The 17,361-nt window shown below is 53.1% G+C and carries 24 protein-coding genes; 10 read left to right on the forward strand and 14 right to left on the reverse strand.

Translation table 11 applies throughout. The annotated features are described in order from the left end of the window. Positions 1-2 precede the first annotated feature (2 nt). Genes J9253_RS11455 through J9253_RS11465 form a run of 3 tightly spaced genes read left to right on the forward strand, consistent with a single transcriptional unit; the run spans position 3 to position 1,010 of the window. Positions 3-440, forward strand: coding sequence for a type II toxin-antitoxin system RatA family toxin (locus J9253_RS11455; protein WP_210221117.1), 438 nt, complete (start codon positions 3-5; stop codon positions 438-440). Continuing rightward, positions 427-762, forward strand: coding sequence for an RnfH family protein (locus J9253_RS11460; protein WP_210221118.1), 336 nt, complete (start codon positions 427-429; stop codon positions 760-762). Before J9253_RS11455 ends, J9253_RS11460 begins: the two co-directional genes overlap by 14 nt. After that, positions 762-1,010: a hypothetical protein gene (locus J9253_RS11465; RefSeq protein ID WP_210221119.1), complete on the forward strand. Its 249-nt coding sequence runs from the start codon at positions 762-764 to the stop codon at positions 1,008-1,010. Before J9253_RS11460 ends, J9253_RS11465 begins: the two co-directional genes overlap by 1 nt. Here J9253_RS11465 and J9253_RS11470 read toward each other — a convergent pair whose 3' ends face one another. After that, entirely contained in the window at positions 1,011-1,340 is a 330-nt protein-coding gene (locus J9253_RS11470; RefSeq protein ID WP_210221120.1) for an outer membrane protein assembly factor BamE, read from the reverse strand. 67 nt (positions 1,341-1,407) lie between these two features. Between J9253_RS11470 and fur the strand changes: the two genes are divergently transcribed. The 5 genes from fur (at position 1,408) to J9253_RS11495 (ending at position 3,936) form a co-directional block, all read left to right on the forward strand. After that, positions 1,408-1,827 (forward strand): ferric iron uptake transcriptional regulator, encoded by a 420-nt coding sequence (gene fur / locus J9253_RS11475; protein WP_210221121.1) that lies wholly within the window; start codon positions 1,408-1,410, stop codon positions 1,825-1,827. Positions 1,828-1,899: 72 nt separating this feature from the next. Next, positions 1,900-2,115, forward strand: a complete 216-nt coding sequence (gene rpsU, locus J9253_RS11480) for a 30S ribosomal protein S21 (RefSeq protein WP_028490129.1) — start codon at positions 1,900-1,902, stop codon at positions 2,113-2,115. Then, on the forward strand, positions 2,115-2,564 hold the full coding sequence (locus J9253_RS11485) for a GatB/YqeY domain-containing protein (RefSeq protein WP_028490128.1): 450 nt from the start codon (positions 2,115-2,117) through the stop codon (positions 2,562-2,564). The genes rpsU and J9253_RS11485 overlap by 1 nt, the downstream gene beginning before the upstream one ends. Positions 2,565-2,595: 31 nt before the next feature. After that, entirely contained in the window at positions 2,596-3,657 is a 1,062-nt protein-coding gene (hemE, locus tag J9253_RS11490) for a uroporphyrinogen decarboxylase (protein WP_210221122.1), read from the forward strand. A gap of 30 nt (positions 3,658-3,687) precedes the next feature. After that, on the forward strand, positions 3,688-3,936 hold the full coding sequence (locus J9253_RS11495; protein WP_210221123.1) for a hypothetical protein: 249 nt from the start codon (positions 3,688-3,690) through the stop codon (positions 3,934-3,936). Here J9253_RS11495 and J9253_RS11500 read toward each other — a convergent pair. The 9 genes from J9253_RS11500 to trpB form a co-directional block, all read right to left on the reverse strand. After that, positions 3,933-5,114 carry an O-succinylhomoserine sulfhydrylase gene (locus J9253_RS11500; RefSeq protein WP_210221124.1) on the reverse strand — a complete coding sequence of 394 codons (1,182 nt, stop codon included), beginning with the start codon at positions 5,112-5,114 and terminating at the stop codon, positions 3,933-3,935. The genes J9253_RS11495 and J9253_RS11500 overlap by 4 nt on opposite strands. A gap of 15 nt (positions 5,115-5,129) precedes the next feature. Beyond that, positions 5,130-5,819, reverse strand: a complete 690-nt coding sequence (locus tag J9253_RS11505) for a L,D-transpeptidase (protein WP_228291362.1) — start codon at positions 5,817-5,819, stop codon at positions 5,130-5,132. Then, complete coding sequence (gene purF / locus J9253_RS11510) at positions 5,752-7,260, reverse strand: amidophosphoribosyltransferase (RefSeq protein WP_210221126.1); 1,509 nt, start codon at positions 7,258-7,260, stop codon at positions 5,752-5,754. The genes J9253_RS11505 and purF overlap by 68 nt, the downstream gene beginning before the upstream one ends. A 120-nt stretch (positions 7,261-7,380) precedes the next feature. Beyond that, positions 7,381-7,896 (reverse strand): CvpA family protein, encoded by a 516-nt coding sequence (locus J9253_RS11515; RefSeq protein WP_210221127.1) that lies wholly within the window; start codon positions 7,894-7,896, stop codon positions 7,381-7,383. 3 nt (positions 7,897-7,899) lie between these two features. Beyond that, positions 7,900-8,952: an SPOR domain-containing protein gene (locus tag J9253_RS11520; protein WP_210221128.1), complete on the reverse strand. Its 1,053-nt coding sequence runs from the start codon at positions 8,950-8,952 to the stop codon at positions 7,900-7,902. Between the two features lie 70 nt (positions 8,953-9,022). Further along, a complete protein-coding gene (gene folC, locus J9253_RS11525; protein WP_210221129.1) occupies positions 9,023-10,234 on the reverse strand; it encodes a bifunctional tetrahydrofolate synthase/dihydrofolate synthase in 1,212 nt (403 codons plus the stop codon). Beyond that, a complete protein-coding gene (accD, locus tag J9253_RS11530) occupies positions 10,231-11,130 on the reverse strand; it encodes an acetyl-CoA carboxylase, carboxyltransferase subunit beta (protein WP_210221130.1) in 900 nt (299 codons plus the stop codon). The genes folC and accD overlap by 4 nt, the downstream gene beginning before the upstream one ends. Positions 11,131-11,154: 24 nt before the next feature. Then, complete coding sequence (gene trpA, locus J9253_RS11535; protein WP_210221131.1) at positions 11,155-11,958, reverse strand: tryptophan synthase subunit alpha; 804 nt, start codon at positions 11,956-11,958, stop codon at positions 11,155-11,157. Beyond that, the gene (trpB, locus tag J9253_RS11540) at positions 11,955-13,139 is read right to left on the reverse strand and encodes a tryptophan synthase subunit beta (protein WP_210224609.1); all 1,185 of its coding nucleotides are present in this window, start codon (positions 13,137-13,139) and stop codon (positions 11,955-11,957) included. The genes trpA and trpB overlap by 4 nt, the downstream gene beginning before the upstream one ends. Positions 13,140-13,314: 175 nt before the next feature. Between trpB and J9253_RS11545 the strand changes: the two genes are divergently transcribed. After that, positions 13,315-14,331: an SH3 domain-containing protein gene (locus tag J9253_RS11545; protein ID WP_210221132.1), complete on the forward strand. Its 1,017-nt coding sequence runs from the start codon at positions 13,315-13,317 to the stop codon at positions 14,329-14,331. Positions 14,332-14,342: 11 nt separating this feature from the next. Here J9253_RS11545 and J9253_RS21155 read toward each other — a convergent pair whose 3' ends face one another. The 4 genes from J9253_RS21155 to J9253_RS11565 form a co-directional block, all read right to left on the reverse strand. After that, positions 14,343-14,570 (reverse strand): PIN domain-containing protein, encoded by a 228-nt coding sequence (locus tag J9253_RS21155; RefSeq protein WP_210221133.1) that lies wholly within the window; start codon positions 14,568-14,570, stop codon positions 14,343-14,345. An 8-nt stretch (positions 14,571-14,578) separates the two neighbouring features. Continuing rightward, complete coding sequence (locus tag J9253_RS21160) at positions 14,579-14,752, reverse strand: PIN domain-containing protein (RefSeq protein WP_210221134.1); 174 nt, start codon at positions 14,750-14,752, stop codon at positions 14,579-14,581. Positions 14,753-14,755: 3 nt separating this feature from the next. Beyond that, the gene (locus J9253_RS11560; protein ID WP_210221135.1) at positions 14,756-14,992 is read right to left on the reverse strand and encodes an antitoxin; all 237 of its coding nucleotides are present in this window, start codon (positions 14,990-14,992) and stop codon (positions 14,756-14,758) included. 68 nt (positions 14,993-15,060) lie between these two features. Continuing rightward, entirely contained in the window at positions 15,061-16,272 is a 1,212-nt protein-coding gene (locus tag J9253_RS11565) for an RNA-guided endonuclease InsQ/TnpB family protein (RefSeq protein ID WP_210221136.1), read from the reverse strand. 396 nt (positions 16,273-16,668) lie between these two features. Between J9253_RS11565 and J9253_RS11570 the strand changes: the two genes are divergently transcribed. Continuing rightward, on the forward strand, positions 16,669-17,289 hold the full coding sequence (locus J9253_RS11570; RefSeq protein WP_210221137.1) for a lytic transglycosylase domain-containing protein: 621 nt from the start codon (positions 16,669-16,671) through the stop codon (positions 17,287-17,289). Positions 17,290-17,361 lie beyond the last annotated feature (72 nt).

Consider the following 17,361-nt stretch of genomic DNA (forward strand, 5'->3'; position numbering starts at 1 on the left):
GGATGGCGCATATTAGCCGCAGTGCCTTGGTGCCTTACAGCGCCGCGCAAATGTACCAACTGGTTGATGGCATCAGCCTTTACCCGCAATTTCTGCCCTGGTGCAGGACTGCGGTGGAGCACCAACGCGATGCCGATCAGGTGAAGGCTACCGTCGAAATTGCCAAAGGGGCAGTGAACAAGCAGTTCACCACCCTCAATCGCCTGCAACACAACAAAACCATTGAAATGCGCTTGATTGATGGGCCATTTCAGCATTTGCACGGCTTCTGGCGTTTTGACGAACTCAAGGCCGATGCCTGCAAAGTTTCGCTGGATCTGAATTTTGAATTTTCCAGCAAGATTCTGAGCCTAGTGATTGGCCCGGTCTTCAACCAAATCGCCAACACACTGGTTGACTCATTTGTTCAAAGGGCGAAAACCGTTTATGGCAACCACTGACACCCTACACATCGAAGTCGTCTACCCTTTGCCGCACGAACAGTTGATCATGACGGCACAGGTACCGGATGGCGCAAGCATCCGCGACGGCATTCAAGCCTCCGGCATTCTGGAACACTACCCGGAACTCACGCTGGATACCCTGGAAGCAGGCGTATTCGGCAAGCTGGCGAAGCTGGATGCGCCATTACGCGAACGTGACCGCATCGAAATCTACCGCCCCCTGATTGCTGACCCCAAAGCCGTGCGCAAGCAGCGGGCTGCCGAGGGTAAAAACATGAAAAAAGGCGGTGGTGACGCTGACAGCACGGGGGATTCCTGATGCACGGCATGGTTCCGCCCGACCCATCGGGAAGCGGCGTTTCACAAACCGTGTATGCGACCGTTTACATGCCCAAATTCAAGCCCAGCCGCAACCGCTTCCCCGCCAGTTGTATCACCGCGTATGCCAGCGAACAGGAAGCGATAGACGCTGCCGAAAACGACCCCAAACGTTTCCCCGCCGTCATACAGGGCCCTTCCAAATCATCAGAAGGGCAGTACATCTATTATCTGTGGAAGTGGCTTTAATTATTTCGGCGCTACCACCACAGGCGCTGCATCATTACGGATATTCTGCACCACACCATTCTGGAAAAACACCGTGACGCTGCTACGTTGCACACTGCCATCCGGCGCTTTCAGGTAAAAGACATAATCCCAGCGATTTTTGTGGAAATCATCCACCAGCAATGGTGTTCCCAGCGTTTCCTGCACCTGAGCTGCACTCATGCCAGGTTTGACCATCGCCAGTTCTTCACGGCTAATGTAATTACCTTGCTGGATTTCCATTTTATAAGAGCTACAGCCCCCCAGCAGCAGAACCGCACCAAGGGTAAGTGAAATGATAGGCTTTATCATGTTAGTCTTGTATCGTCCAAAGTAAACATGGGCATCATAATAGACTATTCAGGATGGAGAGTGCAGAGTGGAAGAGAAGGATATTAAACGCGCCGGATTAAAGATTACCCAACCACGGGTTAAAATCCTCGACTTGTTAAGCAATTCCCATGAACACCACCTCAGCGCCGAAGACATTTACAAGTCGCTCATCGGCAATGGTGAAGAAATTGGCCTCGCCACGGTTTATCGTGTACTGACCCAATTTGAAGCGGCTGGTTTGGTGAATCGCCACCATTTTGAAGGTGGGCAAGCCGTGTTTGAACTCGCCACTGAGGAACATCACGACCACATGGTTTGCGTCAAAACCGGCAAGGTTGTTGAGTTTTATGACGAAATCATCGAACAACGCCAGCGTGAACTCGCCCGCCAGCATAATTTTCACATCAAGGATCATTCTTTGATCCTTTACGGTGAGTTTGTCGGAGAAAACGACAAAACCTCCTGAATGTTTTGCATTTAGCTGGCAGGTGAGTATAATCTCGCGCTTTACTCAATTGTGGATTTGAGACAGATTTGTATGCCTAGTGTAAAAGTACGTGATACCGAGCCTTTCGAAGTTGCCCTGCGCCGTTTCAAGCGCACCTGTGAAAAAGCTGGCGTTGTAGCTGACGTCCGCGCACGCGAATTCTATGAAAAGCCTACCTCTGTGCGCAAGCGTATGCGTGCTGCTGCCGTCAAACGCAACCTCAAGCGCATTTCCCGCGACTTGAACCGTCGCGTGCGTCTGTACTAATGAGCCTCCTCAAGGCACGCCTCACCGAAGACATGAAAACAGCCATGCGTGCGCATGAAAAAGCGCAACTGGGTGTAATCCGTCTGATACTGGCTGCCATCAAACAGCAGGAAGTGGATACCCGCGTCGAGATGGACGATGCTGCCGTGCTGGCAGTGTTGGACAAAATGACCAAACAACGCCGGGAATCCATCCGCCAGTACAGTGATGCAGGCCGTACTGACCTTGTTGATCAGGAAGTGTTTGAGGTAGGTATCATTCAGAGCTACCTTCCCCAACAACTCACTGAGGCCGAACTGGATACCCTTCTCCAGCAAGCCATTACCGAAACTGGCGCGGCATCCGTGCGCGATATGGGCAAAGTCATGACATGGCTAAAGCCCAAAGTGCAAGGCCGCACCGACATGGGACAAGTGAGCGGACTGATCAAGACCCGACTCGGCGGCTAAACCCGCCCTTCACTCTTTCAGGGGTGTCAACATGACAGAACTCAAAAACGATCGTTTTTTACGCGCACTCCTGAAACAGCCGGTCGATACCACGCCCGTGTGGATTATGCGTCAAGCAGGCCGCTACCTGCCCGAATACCGTGCTACCCGCGCCCGCGCTGGCAGCTTCATGGATTTGTGCAAGAATGCCGACCTCGCCTGCGAAGTCACCCTGCAACCGCTGGAGCGTTATGCGCTGGATGCGGCTATCCTGTTTTCCGACATCCTCACCGTCCCCGATGCAATGGGTTTAGGCTTGTACTTTTCGGAAGGCGAAGGCCCACGCTTCACTAACCCCGTGCAAAGCATGGCGGATATTGAAAAGATCGGCATCCCCGACCCCGAAGGTGAATTGCAGTACGTGATGAATGCGGTTCGCACCATCCGCCGCGAACTTGACGGGCGCGTTCCGTTGATCGGTTTCACCGGCAGCCCGTGGACACTGGCCACTTACATGGTGGAAGGCAGTTCCAGCAAGGACTTCGCCAAGGTTAAGGGCATGTTGTATGACAACCCCAAAGCCCTGCATCTGCTGCTCGACAAGCTCGCTGACAGCATTATTCTCTACCTGAATGCCCAGATTGCAGCAGGCGCACAAGCTGCGATGATCTTTGATACTTGGGGCGGCTCACTAACACCTGCGACTTACCGCGAATTCTCACTGCGTTACATGCAAAAAATCGTGGACGGCGTAACCCGTGAGCATGATGGTCAGAAAGTACCCGTTATCCTGTTCACCAAGGGCGGGGCGCAATGGCTGGAACCGATGGCGGATACCGGCTGCGATGCACTGGGACTGGACTGGACGATCAATATCAGCGAAGCACGCCAGCGCGTCGGTGACAGAGTAGCGCTTCAGGGCAATATGGATCCTTGCGTGCTGTATGCATCACCGGATGTCATCCGTCAGCACGTTGCGGCTATTCTGGCGAGTTACGGGCAAGGCTCCGGGCATGTGTTTAATCTGGGGCATGGCATTCACCAGCATATTAAGCCGGAAAATGTCGGCGTATTGGTAGACGCGGTACATGAATTAGGGCAACAATACCACTGACTGTTAATTTCTGTAGTCGGTATATCTATTATGAGTTGTGTGCTTCCCCCCGTCTGCGTCTTCTGCCAGCACTTTCTCGAAAACAATCCAGACCGGGAATGCTTGGCATTTGAGGAAATCCCCAGTGCCATCATGGATGGCAAGTGTGACCACATCGACCCTTACCCCGGCGATGGTGGCTACCGCTTCCAATTAATTCCCGCCGAACGCGAAACCTTTGTGGAATTGAATGAGGTCAGGCGGGAATTCGAGCTTCCTGAATTCCGCCTACCTGATTAGAGATTATCCAAACCACGCGCCAGATCACGCTGGATGTCGCGGATACTTTCCAACCCGACGGATACCCGCACCAAACCATCAGCAATCCCTGACTGCGCCTTCTGCTCCGGCGTCAGCCTACCGTGCGTAGTCGTTGCCGGGTGAGTAATCGTGGTCTTAGTATCGCCAAGGTTCGCGGTAATCGACAGCATTTGGGTGTAATCTATTACCTTCCATGCCGCCTCTTTCCCACCTTTCAGCACGAAGGATACAAGCCCCCCAAAGCCGCTTTGCTGTTGTTGCGCCAGCGCGTGCTGCGGGTGGGAAGCCAGCCCCGGATAATAGACCTGTTCCACCGCCGGGTGCGCTGCCAGCCACTGGGCAAGCTGCATGGCATTGTCGCAATGCGCTTTCATACGCAAATCCAGCGTTTCCAGACCTTTCAGGAAAATCCATGCATTGAACGGACTCATGGTGACGCCACCATTGCGCAATACGCCGTACACATCCTTGCCGACCCGTTCCTTATCCCCGACCACTGCACCGCCGAGCGCTCGTCCCTGTCCATCCAAATATTTGGTAGCAGAATGCACCACGATATCTGCCCCCAACGCCAGCGGACGCTGCAACGCAGGTGTACAAAAACAATTATCGACCACCAACAGACTGCTATTACGATGCGCTAAATCAGCCAATGCACGAATATCGACAATCTCTGTCAACGGATTCGCAGGCGTTTCCACAAACAATAAGCGCGTATGCGGCTGTAATGCGGCTTCCCACGCTGCCATATTCGTCAAATCGACGAAGCTAAATGCCACCCCGAATTTACCAATAATATTTTGCAATAGCAGCGTGGTCGTGCCAAACACAGCGCGGGAACACACCACGTGATCCCCCGCCTTCAACAACCCCAGCATCACCGCCAAAATAGCGGACATGCCAGACGAGGTTGCCACACAGCTTTCGCCACCTTCCAGCGCGGCTAGCCGCTCCTGAAAATAACGCACGGTCGGGTTAGTAAAACGGGCGTAAATATTGCCCGGCTCTTGCCCACCAAACCGCGCTGCCGCTTCCGCCGCACTGCCGAATACAAAGCTGGAGGTCGGAAAAATCGCCTCCGAATGTTCACCTTCATTGGTGCGCTCATGCCCGGCACGAATAGCCAGCGTGGCAAAATCCCAGTCGCTTTCGTTCAAGGTTTATGTCCTGCGTTAATTGGGGGTAATCACAACCAGCGTATCCTCAGATACTAGGTCAAACAAGTCGATCACATCCTGATTCTTCATGCGGATACAACCGTGAGATGCACCCTGCCCCAAACGCCCTTCCTCATCCGTACCGTGGATATAGATGTAGCGTTCATAAGAATCGACATTGCCACCCTTGTTGACATTCGGTTCCATGCCCGCCAGCCATAAGATACGCGTGGTGACATTATCCCCGGTACTGCGCTCATCCGCGCCAGTAAGAATCTCGGCAATCCGCCCGGTATTCTGACGTGCCTTGAAAATAGTACCCCGCTCCGCACCAGCACCAATTTTCTGTGCGATACGATGCACGCCGGTAGGGGTTTGCTCGCTGCCCTTGCGGCTCCCCAGCCCCTTCTGCGCAACAGAAATAACCCATGTCTGGCTGACCTGACCGTTTTCGATCAACTCCATTTTCTGCTTGATGCCATCAACCAGCAACACGCGTTCGGTTGAATAGCCGGGAAAACGGCGTTGCAAATCCTGCACAATAAAATCAACAGACGCCTTCCCCTGTTCAACCGCAGCAGCCTGAGGCAATGAATTAAGGGGTGGCATAGGAAAATCTTCAGCCATCACCGCCCCGCTATGAATCGCTGTTGCAAATATCAATGGCAGCCATATTTTTTTCACGTTGTGTTTGTTGTTCGTCATTACGTAAAGCCTCTAATTCAGCAAAATAGTCGCCGTTTTCCCCCGTGGCGTAGTTGCCGGTGAAAACAGAACAATCAAAATCCTTCAAGCGCGGGTTGCCCTTACTCACCGCCTCAATCAGGTCTTCGAGGGGCAAATACACCAAACGGTCAACGCCGATGGCTTTTGCCACTTCTTCTTCGGTACGCCCGTGCGCAATAAGTTCCTTGGCAGCGGGCATGTCTATCCCGTAAATGTTGGGAAACTTGATAGGCGGTGAAGCGGACGCAAAATACACCTTATTCGCCCCGGCATCACGTGCCATTTGCACAATTTCGCCAGACGTCGTGCCACGCACAATGGAATCATCCACCAGCATCACGTTTTTGCCCTTGAACTCCAACGCCAGTGAATTCAGTTTCTGACGCACTGATTTTTTGCGCTTGGCCTGCCCCGGCATGATAAAAGTACGCCCGATATAGCGGTTTTTGATAAAGCCTTCCCGATAAGGCACACCCAAGGTATACGCCATTTCCAGCGCCGAAGTACGGCTGGTATCAGGAATCGGGATCACTACGTCAATGTCATTATCTGGCCATTCACGCATCACGTACTCAGCCATTTTGCGCCCCATCCGCATCCGCGCCTTGTGGACGAAGACATTATCAATGATGGAATCAGGGCGGGCAAAATACACGTACTCAAAAATACAGGTGCTGTAACGCGGATTTTTCGCGCATTGGCGGGTAAATACTTGGCCGTCCGGGCGGATGAAAATCGCTTCACCCGGCTCGATGTCACGCACCAAGCGATAACCCTGCACATCCAGCGCCACACTTTCAGAAGCCAGCATGAACTCCTTGCCCGCTGGAGTTTCACGCACTCCATAAACCAAAGGGCGGATACCATGCGGATCACGGAAACCCACCAAACCATCACGGGTCAACATCGCTACCACCGCATACGCACCTTTACAACGCCGATGCACCCCTTCCACCGCTGAGAAGATGTCTTCAGGGCGCACATGTAAAGCATCCTGTCGCAGTAATTCCTGCGCAAAAATATTCAACAAGATTTCAGAATCAGATTCGGTGTTGATTTGACGGCGATCCTGTTGATACAGCTCTTTCTTTAACACATGCGCATTGGTCAGATTGCCATTGTGCGCCAAAGAAATCCCGTAAGGGCTGTTCACATAAAAAGGCTGGGCTTCAGCAGAAGAAGAAGAACCCGCAGTAGGGTAACGCACATGCCCAATGCCCATATTGCCTTTCAGCATAGCCATGTGGCGTTCCGTGAATGCATCTTTAACCAAACCGTTATCACGGCGCAGGTAAAGTTTCCGGCCATCGCTGGTGACGATACCCGCAGCATCCTGCCCACGATGTTGTAAAACCGTCAGACCATCATAAAGCCCCTGATTAACAGGTTCATGGCCAATAATCCCGATAACTCCGCACATAACAAGCCTTCCGGTGAAACGAAAACGTCATATTCTAACCCCCTCAAAACAAAACAGCCATGCACGATACGTACATGGCTGCCTTGATTAACGGATGATTACCCCCGCATTCCCCTGCTTTCAGGGTTTGCTGGAAAAAATACCGGGGAAATCTTCCGGGAGTTTGTTAGGAATCATTTCCTTGAGCACGCCAGCGGTTTCCTCGAACCACGGCATCAACCGCGAATCTTTCCACCACGCATCCTTGGAAAAGTTTCCCACAGCACTAAACAGTAATACCAACAAGCTAACAATCAAGCCACCCCGCAGAATACCAAAGGCTCCACCCAACAAGTAATCCACCCCGCCAAGCCCCACGGAAGATACCGCAGCGCTCAACAAGTGATTAATGATCGAGCCAACAATCAGTACCCCAAGGAAGATGACCACAAAGGCAATGACTACCTGCCCAATCTTGCCCTGCACTGCAAACGGCACATGTACCGCTAGGTCATTGTAGTACAGAAAGGCAAACGCCAACGCTGCCAGCCAAGTTACTAGGGAAAGGGCTTCCCTGACAAACCCGCGAACCAGACCAATAATGGCTGACAAGACAATCAGGACAATAATACTGAGATCCAGAATATCTGCTGTCATGGATTACTTGCTGCTGGTTACGAAGCTACTCTGGATGGCTTGATTCTGCGTATAGCGTGCTTTCATCTTCGCCTGCGCCGCATCAGCCGCAGCGCGGTCGGCAAAACCACCCACATTCACCCGATAGATAGCCTTGCCACTTACTGTCGCAGGCACTACCGCAACATCATAACCATCAGCCTTGAGGGGAGCAGCAACCCCATCAGCACTAGCTTTGTCGGAACTCGCCATAACCTGAACCACAAAACCGCCAGCACCTGCATTCGCTAATGCTACAGACTTGGCAGCCGCCGCTTTCTCGGCAGCCGCTTTAGCCTCCGCCGCAGCTTTATCTTCAGCCGCTTTCTTAGCAGCCGCTACTTTGGCAGCAGCAGCCTTGGCGCTATCTTCTGAAGTGGCTCTAGGCACTGGCTTTTCATTTACCAGCACGACTCTGGAGCTTGTTTTCTTTTCAACAGGTGCTGCGTCTTTGGTTGACACTTTATCTTGCTGGGAAGCAGAAGAAGCCGCACTGCTTTTGCTTTCAGTCGCTGGAGCCTGCGTAGCAACCTGTTGTGCCTGATCTGCACTATCAGTGCCAGATTTAGTATTGCTGGCCGTTGCATCACCAGTACCCATACTACCTTTGCCATCTTTCACTTTGCCGTCAGTATCAACCAGATCACGAACTTCACCGCCCGCACCAACAGGGCGCACATCAAAGCCAGTAGTATTGGCAACCGTTTCCGGCAGCTTCACCTCAACCCCAGGAATCAGACTATTGCCCGTTGCAGCCTGACCTGCGTCAGTAGCACCTTGTTGCTGTTGAGCAACATCAATACCTGCCGCTTGCTGGGCTGCTGCATTCGGGTCATCACCCACAATGCTTGGCTTCTGCCCATCGTCACCCACACCGGGGAAACCCAAAATAGGCTTGGTCTCGCCAGCCTGATTCATCGCCATGTCTTGTTGGCCGTCACGGTTTTTGCCTTTCAGCAACCATGCCAACAGTAACGCAGCAACCAGTACTAGCACTACCGCGCCAATCATACGTTTGGTTGTGGCCTTATTATCCATGTGATTCACTGCTCCTTTAAATATGACACTCAAAAACTATTGATTCGCGCTGTTTACTGACTCAGCCCCGTTATGGAACGAAAACTTCCAGCATACCGGATACTACCAGAAAAGAACCGAATGCAACTACTCTGTCCTGTTTTTCTGCGCTTAAGTAGACAGCACTCCACGCAGCTTGAAAATCAGGGTGGATATGGACAGGCACCTGCACATGACACGCTTGTATTTTCTCCACAAGCACGTCGCAACTCGCAGCCCGACTCCCCGACAAGGGAACCAAATGCCACTCATCCACCTGAGTTGCCATTATTTCCAGCACCCCGGCAATATCCTTATCTGCAAGTATAGAAAAAATTGCAAATGTTTTGCCTGCAACGGGATTTTTTTTCAACCATAATGCCAATTCTTTTGCGGCATGGGGATTATGAGCAACATCAAGGATAACTTCCGGCTGTTTATGCACCCGCTGCATCCGCCCCGTGAGGCTCACAGTGCGCAAGCCTTCAGCAATGGCAGCCGGGCTAACCGGCAGCACCTCTCGCAACTGTTGCAAGGCAGTCACTACGCAAGCCGCATTCTGTTGCTGCACATCCCCCAGCAAAGCAGGCTGCGGCACACCTTCCGCGCTGAAATCCTGACCGTACTGCAACAAACGAGCACCAATACGAGCCGCTTCGCTAGCAAGAATGGCCGGTGGCTGCGGGTCGCCACTGATCACCGGCTTACCTACCCGCATGATACCTGCCTTTTCGCGCCCGATGGCTTTGCGGGTGCTGCCTAACCAATCCTCATGGTCGATACCAATACTGGTAATAATCGCAACATCAGCATCCCACAGGTTACAAGCATCCAGCCGCCCACCGAGGCCAACCTCCAGCACAATCACATCCACCTTGGCTTGCAGGAAACACCACACTGCCGCCAAAGTACCAAACTCAAAATAGGTCAGATCAATGCCGTCACGCGCCTTGTCAATCGCCGCAAATGCCTGACAAATCATCGCATCACTGGCAGGTTCAGCATCAATGGCAATGCGTTCGTTGTAACGCAGCAAATGTGGCGAGGTATAGGTTCCCACCCGATAACCCTGCAAGGTCAGAATCCGGGTGAGCATGGCGCAGGTAGAACCCTTGCCATTAGTCCCGCCCACCGTCATGACCGGAACCGGCAACTGGAGCAAATCCATCCGCTCCGCCACGGTACGGATGCGCTCCAACCCCAGCTTGATACTGAGCAGGAACTGATATTCCTGCCAGCGCAGCCAGTCATCCAGCGTTTTCAAGCAGCATCCGGCACAGCAGTATGCTGAATAGGGCTAGGCTTATGCTGCATAATGGACACCAGATCCGCGACGGTTTCGCGCATATCCGTGCGGTGCACAATCATATCAATCGCGCCTTTTTCTTGCAGGAATTCACTGCGCTGGAAACCTTCTGGCAGTTTCTCACGCACGGTCTGCTCAATGACTCGCGGGCCAGCGAAACCGATCAGTGCCTTGGGTTCACCGATATGAATATCGCCCAACATCGCAAAACTTGCCGAAACCCCGCCCATCGTCGGGTCAGTCAGCACCGAAATAAATGGCAAGCCCTTATCACTCAAACGGGTCAACACCGCGCTGGTCTTGGACATTTGCATCAACGAGAACAAAGCTTCCTGCATCCGCGCCCCACCACTCGCCGCAAAGCAAATGAAAGGAATCTTGTTGAGCATGGCCGCTTCCGCACCGCGCACAAAACGTTCCCCAACCACTGAGCCCATCGAGCCACCCATGAAACGAAAATCAAACGCCGCCGCCACCAAGGGCACACCCAAGACAGCGCCTTTCATCACGATCAGCGCATCTTTTTCGCCCGTGTCTTTTTGCGCGGCCGCCAAACGGTCTTTGTATTTTTTGGTATCGCGGAATTTCAGCATATCGGTCGGGGCAACATTCGCACCGATTTCCTCACGGTCGTCAGCATCCAGAAACACATCCAGCCGTCGCCGCCCGGACAGGCGCATGTGGTGGTTGCACTTGGGGCAAACGTCCAAATTGCGTTCCAGCTCCGCCCGGTACAGCACAGCCTGACAAGCGGGGCATTGGTGCCACAAGCCTTCCGGGATAGATTTTTTTTCGGTATTGCTCGCATCGGTGCGGATGCGGGATGGCAGACGCAGTTTTTCAAACCAGCTCATTTTGTGTGTTTACCCCTAGCGTATTCAGGCATCCATTGCAGTGCGCATGGAAGTCAGCAACTCACTGATGTTGTTCATGATAGCAGCATGATCATCCAGTGTCGCTTCGATCAATTTGATAACGGCACTACCCACCACCACCGCATCAGCCGTTTTGGCGACAGCCGCAGCCGTCGCAGCATCCTTGATGCCGAAACCAACGCCCAATGGCAGGTCGGTATGCGTGCGGATTTTGGCGATATGGCTGGCCACTTGCCCAACATCCAGCGTGCTCGCACCCGTCACACCTTTCAGTGAAACGTAGTAAATGAAACCACCGCCTGCTTGCGCCACTGTAGCAATACGGCGTTCTGGCGTAGTGGGTGACAACAGGAAAATCGGGTCAATACCGTGTTCACGGAACAACGGCAGCACACCCATGCCCTCTTCCGGCGGCAAATCCACGGTCAGCGCACCATCGACACCAGCAGCTTCCGCAGCCTTAGCGAACTCGGCGTAACCCATGATTTCGATCGGGTTCAAGTACCCCATCAGTACCACGGGCGTGGTCTGGTTGGTCTTGCGGAATTTAGCCACCATGCCGAGAATATCGTGCAGGCTAACGTTATGTTTCAACGCACGTTCGTGCGCTTGCTGGATAGTGGGGCCATCCGCCATTGGGTCGGAAAACGGCACGCCAAGTTCAATGATATTGGCTCCGGCCTCGACCATGCGGTGCATGAGTGGCACGGTGAGCGACGGGTGCGGATCGCCAGCGGTAACGTAGGGGATCAATGCGGTTTTGCCCTGTGCTTTCAAGGCGGCGAAACAAGCGGCGATGCGACTCATAGCGTCATCCCCTCTAGACGTGCAATGGTGTTGATGTCTTTGTCCCCGCGCCCGGATAGATTAATGATGATACTTTGGTCTTTACTCATGGTCGGCGCAAGTTTCATCGCGTAAGCCAGCGCATGGCTGCTTTCTAACGCGGGAATAATGCCTTCGATACGGGTCAGGGCGTGGAAACCTTGCATGGCTTCGGCATCCGTCACGGAAACGTAATTGGCACGACCGATGTCTTTCAACCAAGCGTGTTCGGGGCCTACACCGGGGTAATCCAAACCCGCAGAAATGGAATGGGTTTCAATGATTTGCCCGTTGGTATCTTCCATTAAATAAGTACGATTGCCGTGCAAAACACCGGGCTTGCCTGCACACAGTGGCGCTGCGTGTTTGCCAGTGTCGATGCCATCACCACCAGCCTCTACGCCATAAATCGCCACCGATTCATCCGCAAGGAAGGGGTGGAACAAACCAATGGCGTTAGAACCACCGCCGACGCAAGCCACCAGCGCATCCGGCAAACGACCTTCCTGTTCCAGAATCTGTTCGCGGGCTTCACGACCGATCACCGATTGGAAATCGCGTACCATTGCAGGGTATGGGTGAGGGCCTGCCACCGTGCCGATGATATAGAACGTGTCATCGACATTCGTTACCCAGTCACGCATCGCTTCGTTGAGCGCGTCTTTGAGGGTTTTCGAGCCGGACGTTACTGGCACAACGGTTGCACCCAGCAATTTCATGCGGAATACATTGGGGGCTTGGCGTTGCACGTCTTCTGCGCCCATGTACACGATGCATTCCAAACCGAGGCGGGCGGCGATGGTGGCGGAAGCAACCCCGTGCTGGCCTGCGCCGGTTTCAGCGATGATGCGCGTCTTGCCCATGAATTTGGCGAGCAGCGCTTGACCGATGGTGTTGTTGATCTTGTGTGCGCCGGTGTGGTTCAGGTCTTCGCGCTTGAGGTAGATTTTTGCACCGCCAAGTTCGCGCGTCCAGCGTTCCGCCAGATACAGCGGGCTGGGGCGACCGACATAATATTTGAGGTCACGGTCGAATTCGGCCTGGAAAGCAGGGTCGTTTTTGAGCTTTTCGTAGGCTTGTTCGAGTTCGTAGATCGGCTCCATCAGCGTTTCTGCGACGAAACGCCCGCCGTATGCGCCAAAATGCCCGGCTTTATCCGGCATGGCGTTCCAGTTGTATTCGCTGAATTTCACGTTACCGCGCTCCTACGTCGAAGATCGTAAAAACCGGGTAAGTTATCATAAGCGGCAAAACCTAGCTATGTCGCGATTGGGTTATCTGCCGTACAACTGGCGCATTATGTTATTGTTGACGTTTAGCTGACTGAGGGAATACACCATGTTACGCAAACTAACCATCCCCCTCTTGCTTACCACGCTTTCCATGCTGTTATGGACAAGCGCCGTCGCCGCTGATACTTACGTGGCAGAAAAAGCTGACAAGATCACGATTGGTACGGGTGTCAGAGTACGCGCCACGCCCGCTACCAGCGCTGCCGAAACAGGCAAGCTCTCGCTGGGGACAAATTTCACCGCCACCCAACGCACCGCGACCAAGGCCAAAATCGGCAGTCAGTCTGACTATTGGTATCGGCTAGACACGCCGCCCAAGGGTTGGGTATTCGGCGGATTGTTACGCAATTTCGACTCTGCCAAAGCTGATGCTGCCCGCCTTACCCTGATACGTGAAAAACTGGGCGCGGCAGACAAAGTATACGGCGGCCTCTATGGCAGCGACCACGAAAACCAGTCGCCACTAGACTTTGCTGATGCTGTGGAAGTCAGCCAGTTTGCAAACCGCGCCGCAGCCGCCAGCAAGAATCCCGAAGTCCAGGGTGAACTGGAACTGGCCTACTGGCGGGCGGTGCAAATTTCGCTCTTCAAAATCCCACCAGATAAGGCTAGCAAAGCCCCTTACGCCGCATGGCTAAAACAGCTCGGCAAGCATGTGTTTTACACGGAGCCAAGCGCTGAATACCTCGTCAACCCGCGCAATTACTGGAAACTCGCCGACCGCCACAAACGGGATGCCAGCGGCGATGCCATTGCGTGGCAAGCAGCCAATGCGTTTGTCGGGGGTGAATGCGAAGGTTTCATCAGTTGCATGTCGGGGCGCAGCCAGATGATGGAAGGCGAATACCTCAAGCGTTACCCCAAGGGCAAGCATGTCGAAACGGCTTTGCAGCACGTCAACGACAGCTTGGCCTACATCAGGAAAGAGTGGAAAAACCAGCCGGACGAAATCACTGACGTGGATTTGAAAGAATGGCAAACCATTCTCGCACCGTTAGCGGATTCCAAAGCAGCAAGAGAGGCTAGCCAACAGTTGAAGGCATTGCAGGCATTGCTCAAATAAGCGGCTAACTATTATGGCAACAACCAGTTTTCCACCACCAAGCCCGGCACACGTTTAAACTCATCAGTATTATCAGTCACAGCAACTAATCCCAAATGCAGAGCGTGGGCAGCGATCAACAAATCATTAGAGCCGATAATTTGTCCTGTCCCCTCAAGGTAGGCGCGGATGTCTGCATAGGCATGATCTGCTGGGGCATCAAACGGCAGTATGTCGATGGTGGAAAGTATTTGCTCCACCCACGCGCTCAGAATCGGGGAATTACGTTTTTTGCCCCAAAACGCAACTCAGCGGCGACCACAATACTGGTACAAACCGTATTCTCACCAACACGCTGCAAATGTTGGTAAACGTTGCCTTGAGGTTCGCGGAACAGATTGGAAATGATATTGGTGTCGAGCAGGTAGCGATAATTTGTCATTTTTTAAAATACCACATCATCCAACGGTGGTAGATTATCTATGTCGGGAAAATCCACATCTGATGGTACGCAGGCAGCTAGAAAAGCGAGCAATGAGGGGCGTTGCAAGGCTTCGATGATCAAACGATTACCTTCACGGCGAATAATCGCCTCATTCCCTGCCAATTCAAATTCACGAGGAATGTGGATGGCTTGATTACGCCCGTTACGAAACAGGCGGACGTGACGTTCAGCTTGCATGTTGACCTCCTAGTTTAGCATATACTTGACATCCTCCCCTCCCTGAAGGAAGGGGATTCCTACTGCATTCAGCTAGATAGCTGACTGACTTCGGCGAGTTCCTGCTTCATCGAGAGGCGTAATGCCCCATCTCCACAGGCTAACAAGCGGTGTCCCCGCTCTTTGACATTGATCGCGCCGACCACATCGGCGTTATTTTCGTAGCCACATTCCACACACGCAAACACCGCTTGGCTCTGGCGGTTATCCGCCGACACATGCCCGCAACCGGGGCAGGTTTGGCTGGTGTACTGCGGCGGCACCGCAAACAGCATTCCGCCCTTCCATGCCGTCTTGTAGTCCAACTGCCGCCGGAATTCCCCCCACCCTTGGTCAAGGATGGCTTTGTTTAAGCCCGACTTTGCCGCTACGTTCTTGCCGGGGTTTTCTACCGTGCCTGCCGCTGATTGGCTCATATTGCGTACCTGCAAGTCTTCGACGAACACTACCGCGTGGTTTTGGCTGAGCGTGGTCGTCGCTTTGTGCAAGAAATCGCGGCGGGTATGGGCGATTTGCGCGTGAAGTTTTTGGACGCGGGCTTTCGCCTTTTTCCAATTGTTGCTGAACTTTTGTTTATGCGCCATGCGCCGTTGGTATTTGGCAAGCTTGGCTTGTGTTGTCTTGAAGCTGTTGAGCGGGGCAATGTAGCTGCCATCCGAGAACGTGGCAAAACGGGCGATGCCCAAGTCGATGCCGATGCTCGTGGTGGCGGTGGGTGTTGGCTGCTCCACTTCCCGTTGGGTTTGGATGCTGACAAACCATTTACCGCCCTTGCCGGACACGGTGACATTGCGTAATTCACCCAACACCTCGCGGCTGTTACGGTAGCGTATCCAGCCTAGTTTGGGCAGAAAAAGGCGGTTGTTGGCTGGGTCGAGCTTAATTTGTTTGGGGTCGGGGTAGCGGAAACGGTCACCGTTGCCCTTACGTTTGAAGCGAGGAAAATCGGCACGTTTGGCAAAGAAGTTTTGGTAGGCCTTGTCCAAGTCCTTCAGGGCGTGCTGCAACGCCTGTGAGGGGGAATCTTTTAGCCACGCCTGCCCCGCTTCGCGTTTCCAAACGGGCAGCTTGGCTGCCATGGCCACGTAACCGATGAACTTTTCACCCGCTGCATGGTTGGCTTGTTGCAACGCTAACGCCTTGTTGTAAACAAAGCGGCACGATCCCGCGTAGCGGCGTAGGTTGCGCTGTTGCTCGCCGGTGGGCTTCAGTTCGTATTTAAAGGCTTGGCGTCGTTGCATGAGATGAAGGATAGGTTAAAATCTCTGCCTTGTGTGCCTGAATCCACCGTAAATGCGGGTTTCAGCCGACAAACGGAAGAGGCGCAGCGATGCTGCCCTCGCTCTGCATCCTCGCCCTGAAGGACGAGGTTTTACGCGAAAGATGGATAAACCTATGCTAGGGCAACGAGAGAGAGGATGCAAATGGCGTATAGCCTTCTACTTGCCGAGACAGACGCACCAAGCATAGAATGTTTTCTTGGCTTTGCCAAACTGTTCGATAGATGCCCAGTTATCTGTACCACAAATCACTGCACATGCCCGATAACAATTCAAGCAAAGCCTGTTAGTAACAAAAATTATGGGCTAGAATGCCGTCTGAGTCGTGTTTTACAGTGTAGTGATTATATTTTGCCCATGAAAATAAAGAAATTTGCCAAGCAATTCGGTGCGTCGATTGCTTTGCTAAGTGTGTCGGTCTGTAGTTTTGCAGGCTCGTGCGATCAACAACAGGTAAGCGTCCTGCATCAAAAAGCCTACGTTTACAATGAAGCCATTACCAACTCCGCCATCAAATACCGGGTCAACCCCGCCCTGATCAAAGCCGTGATTACCGCTGAAAGCTGCTTCCGCAATGAGGCCAAATCCAACAAAGGCGCGGGTGGTTTGATGCAACTCATCCCGGCTACCGCGAAACGCTTTGGGGTGAATGATCGCTTCGACCCTGCCGAAAACATTGACGGTGGCACGCGTTATTTACGTTGGTTGCTCAACCGTTACAATGGCAGCCTGCCTCATGCTATCGCCGCCTACAATGCGGGTGAAGGGCGCGTTGACCGTTACGGCGCGAATGTCCCGATTCAGGAAACGGCTGTCTACACCCGCCGCGTATTGAATGCTTACGGCAAATTGGCGAGCAACGGGCGTAATCCTGTAAAACGGCAAGCCGTAAAACCTAAACCCATACCTGTAGCCCCTCCTGTCAAGCCTAAACCAGCAAAAAAAGATGATCGCTGGAAATGGGATGAATTTTCGTGATTTCACCCCTCCTCCAATACCAAACATTGGAGGAGATTTCCTGCGACAAGCCGACCGGCATTCGCAACAACA

It is taken from the genome of Thiothrix litoralis, from assembly GCF_017901135.1.
GTDB classification, from domain to species: Bacteria; Pseudomonadota; Gammaproteobacteria; order Thiotrichales; family Thiotrichaceae; genus Thiothrix; species Thiothrix litoralis.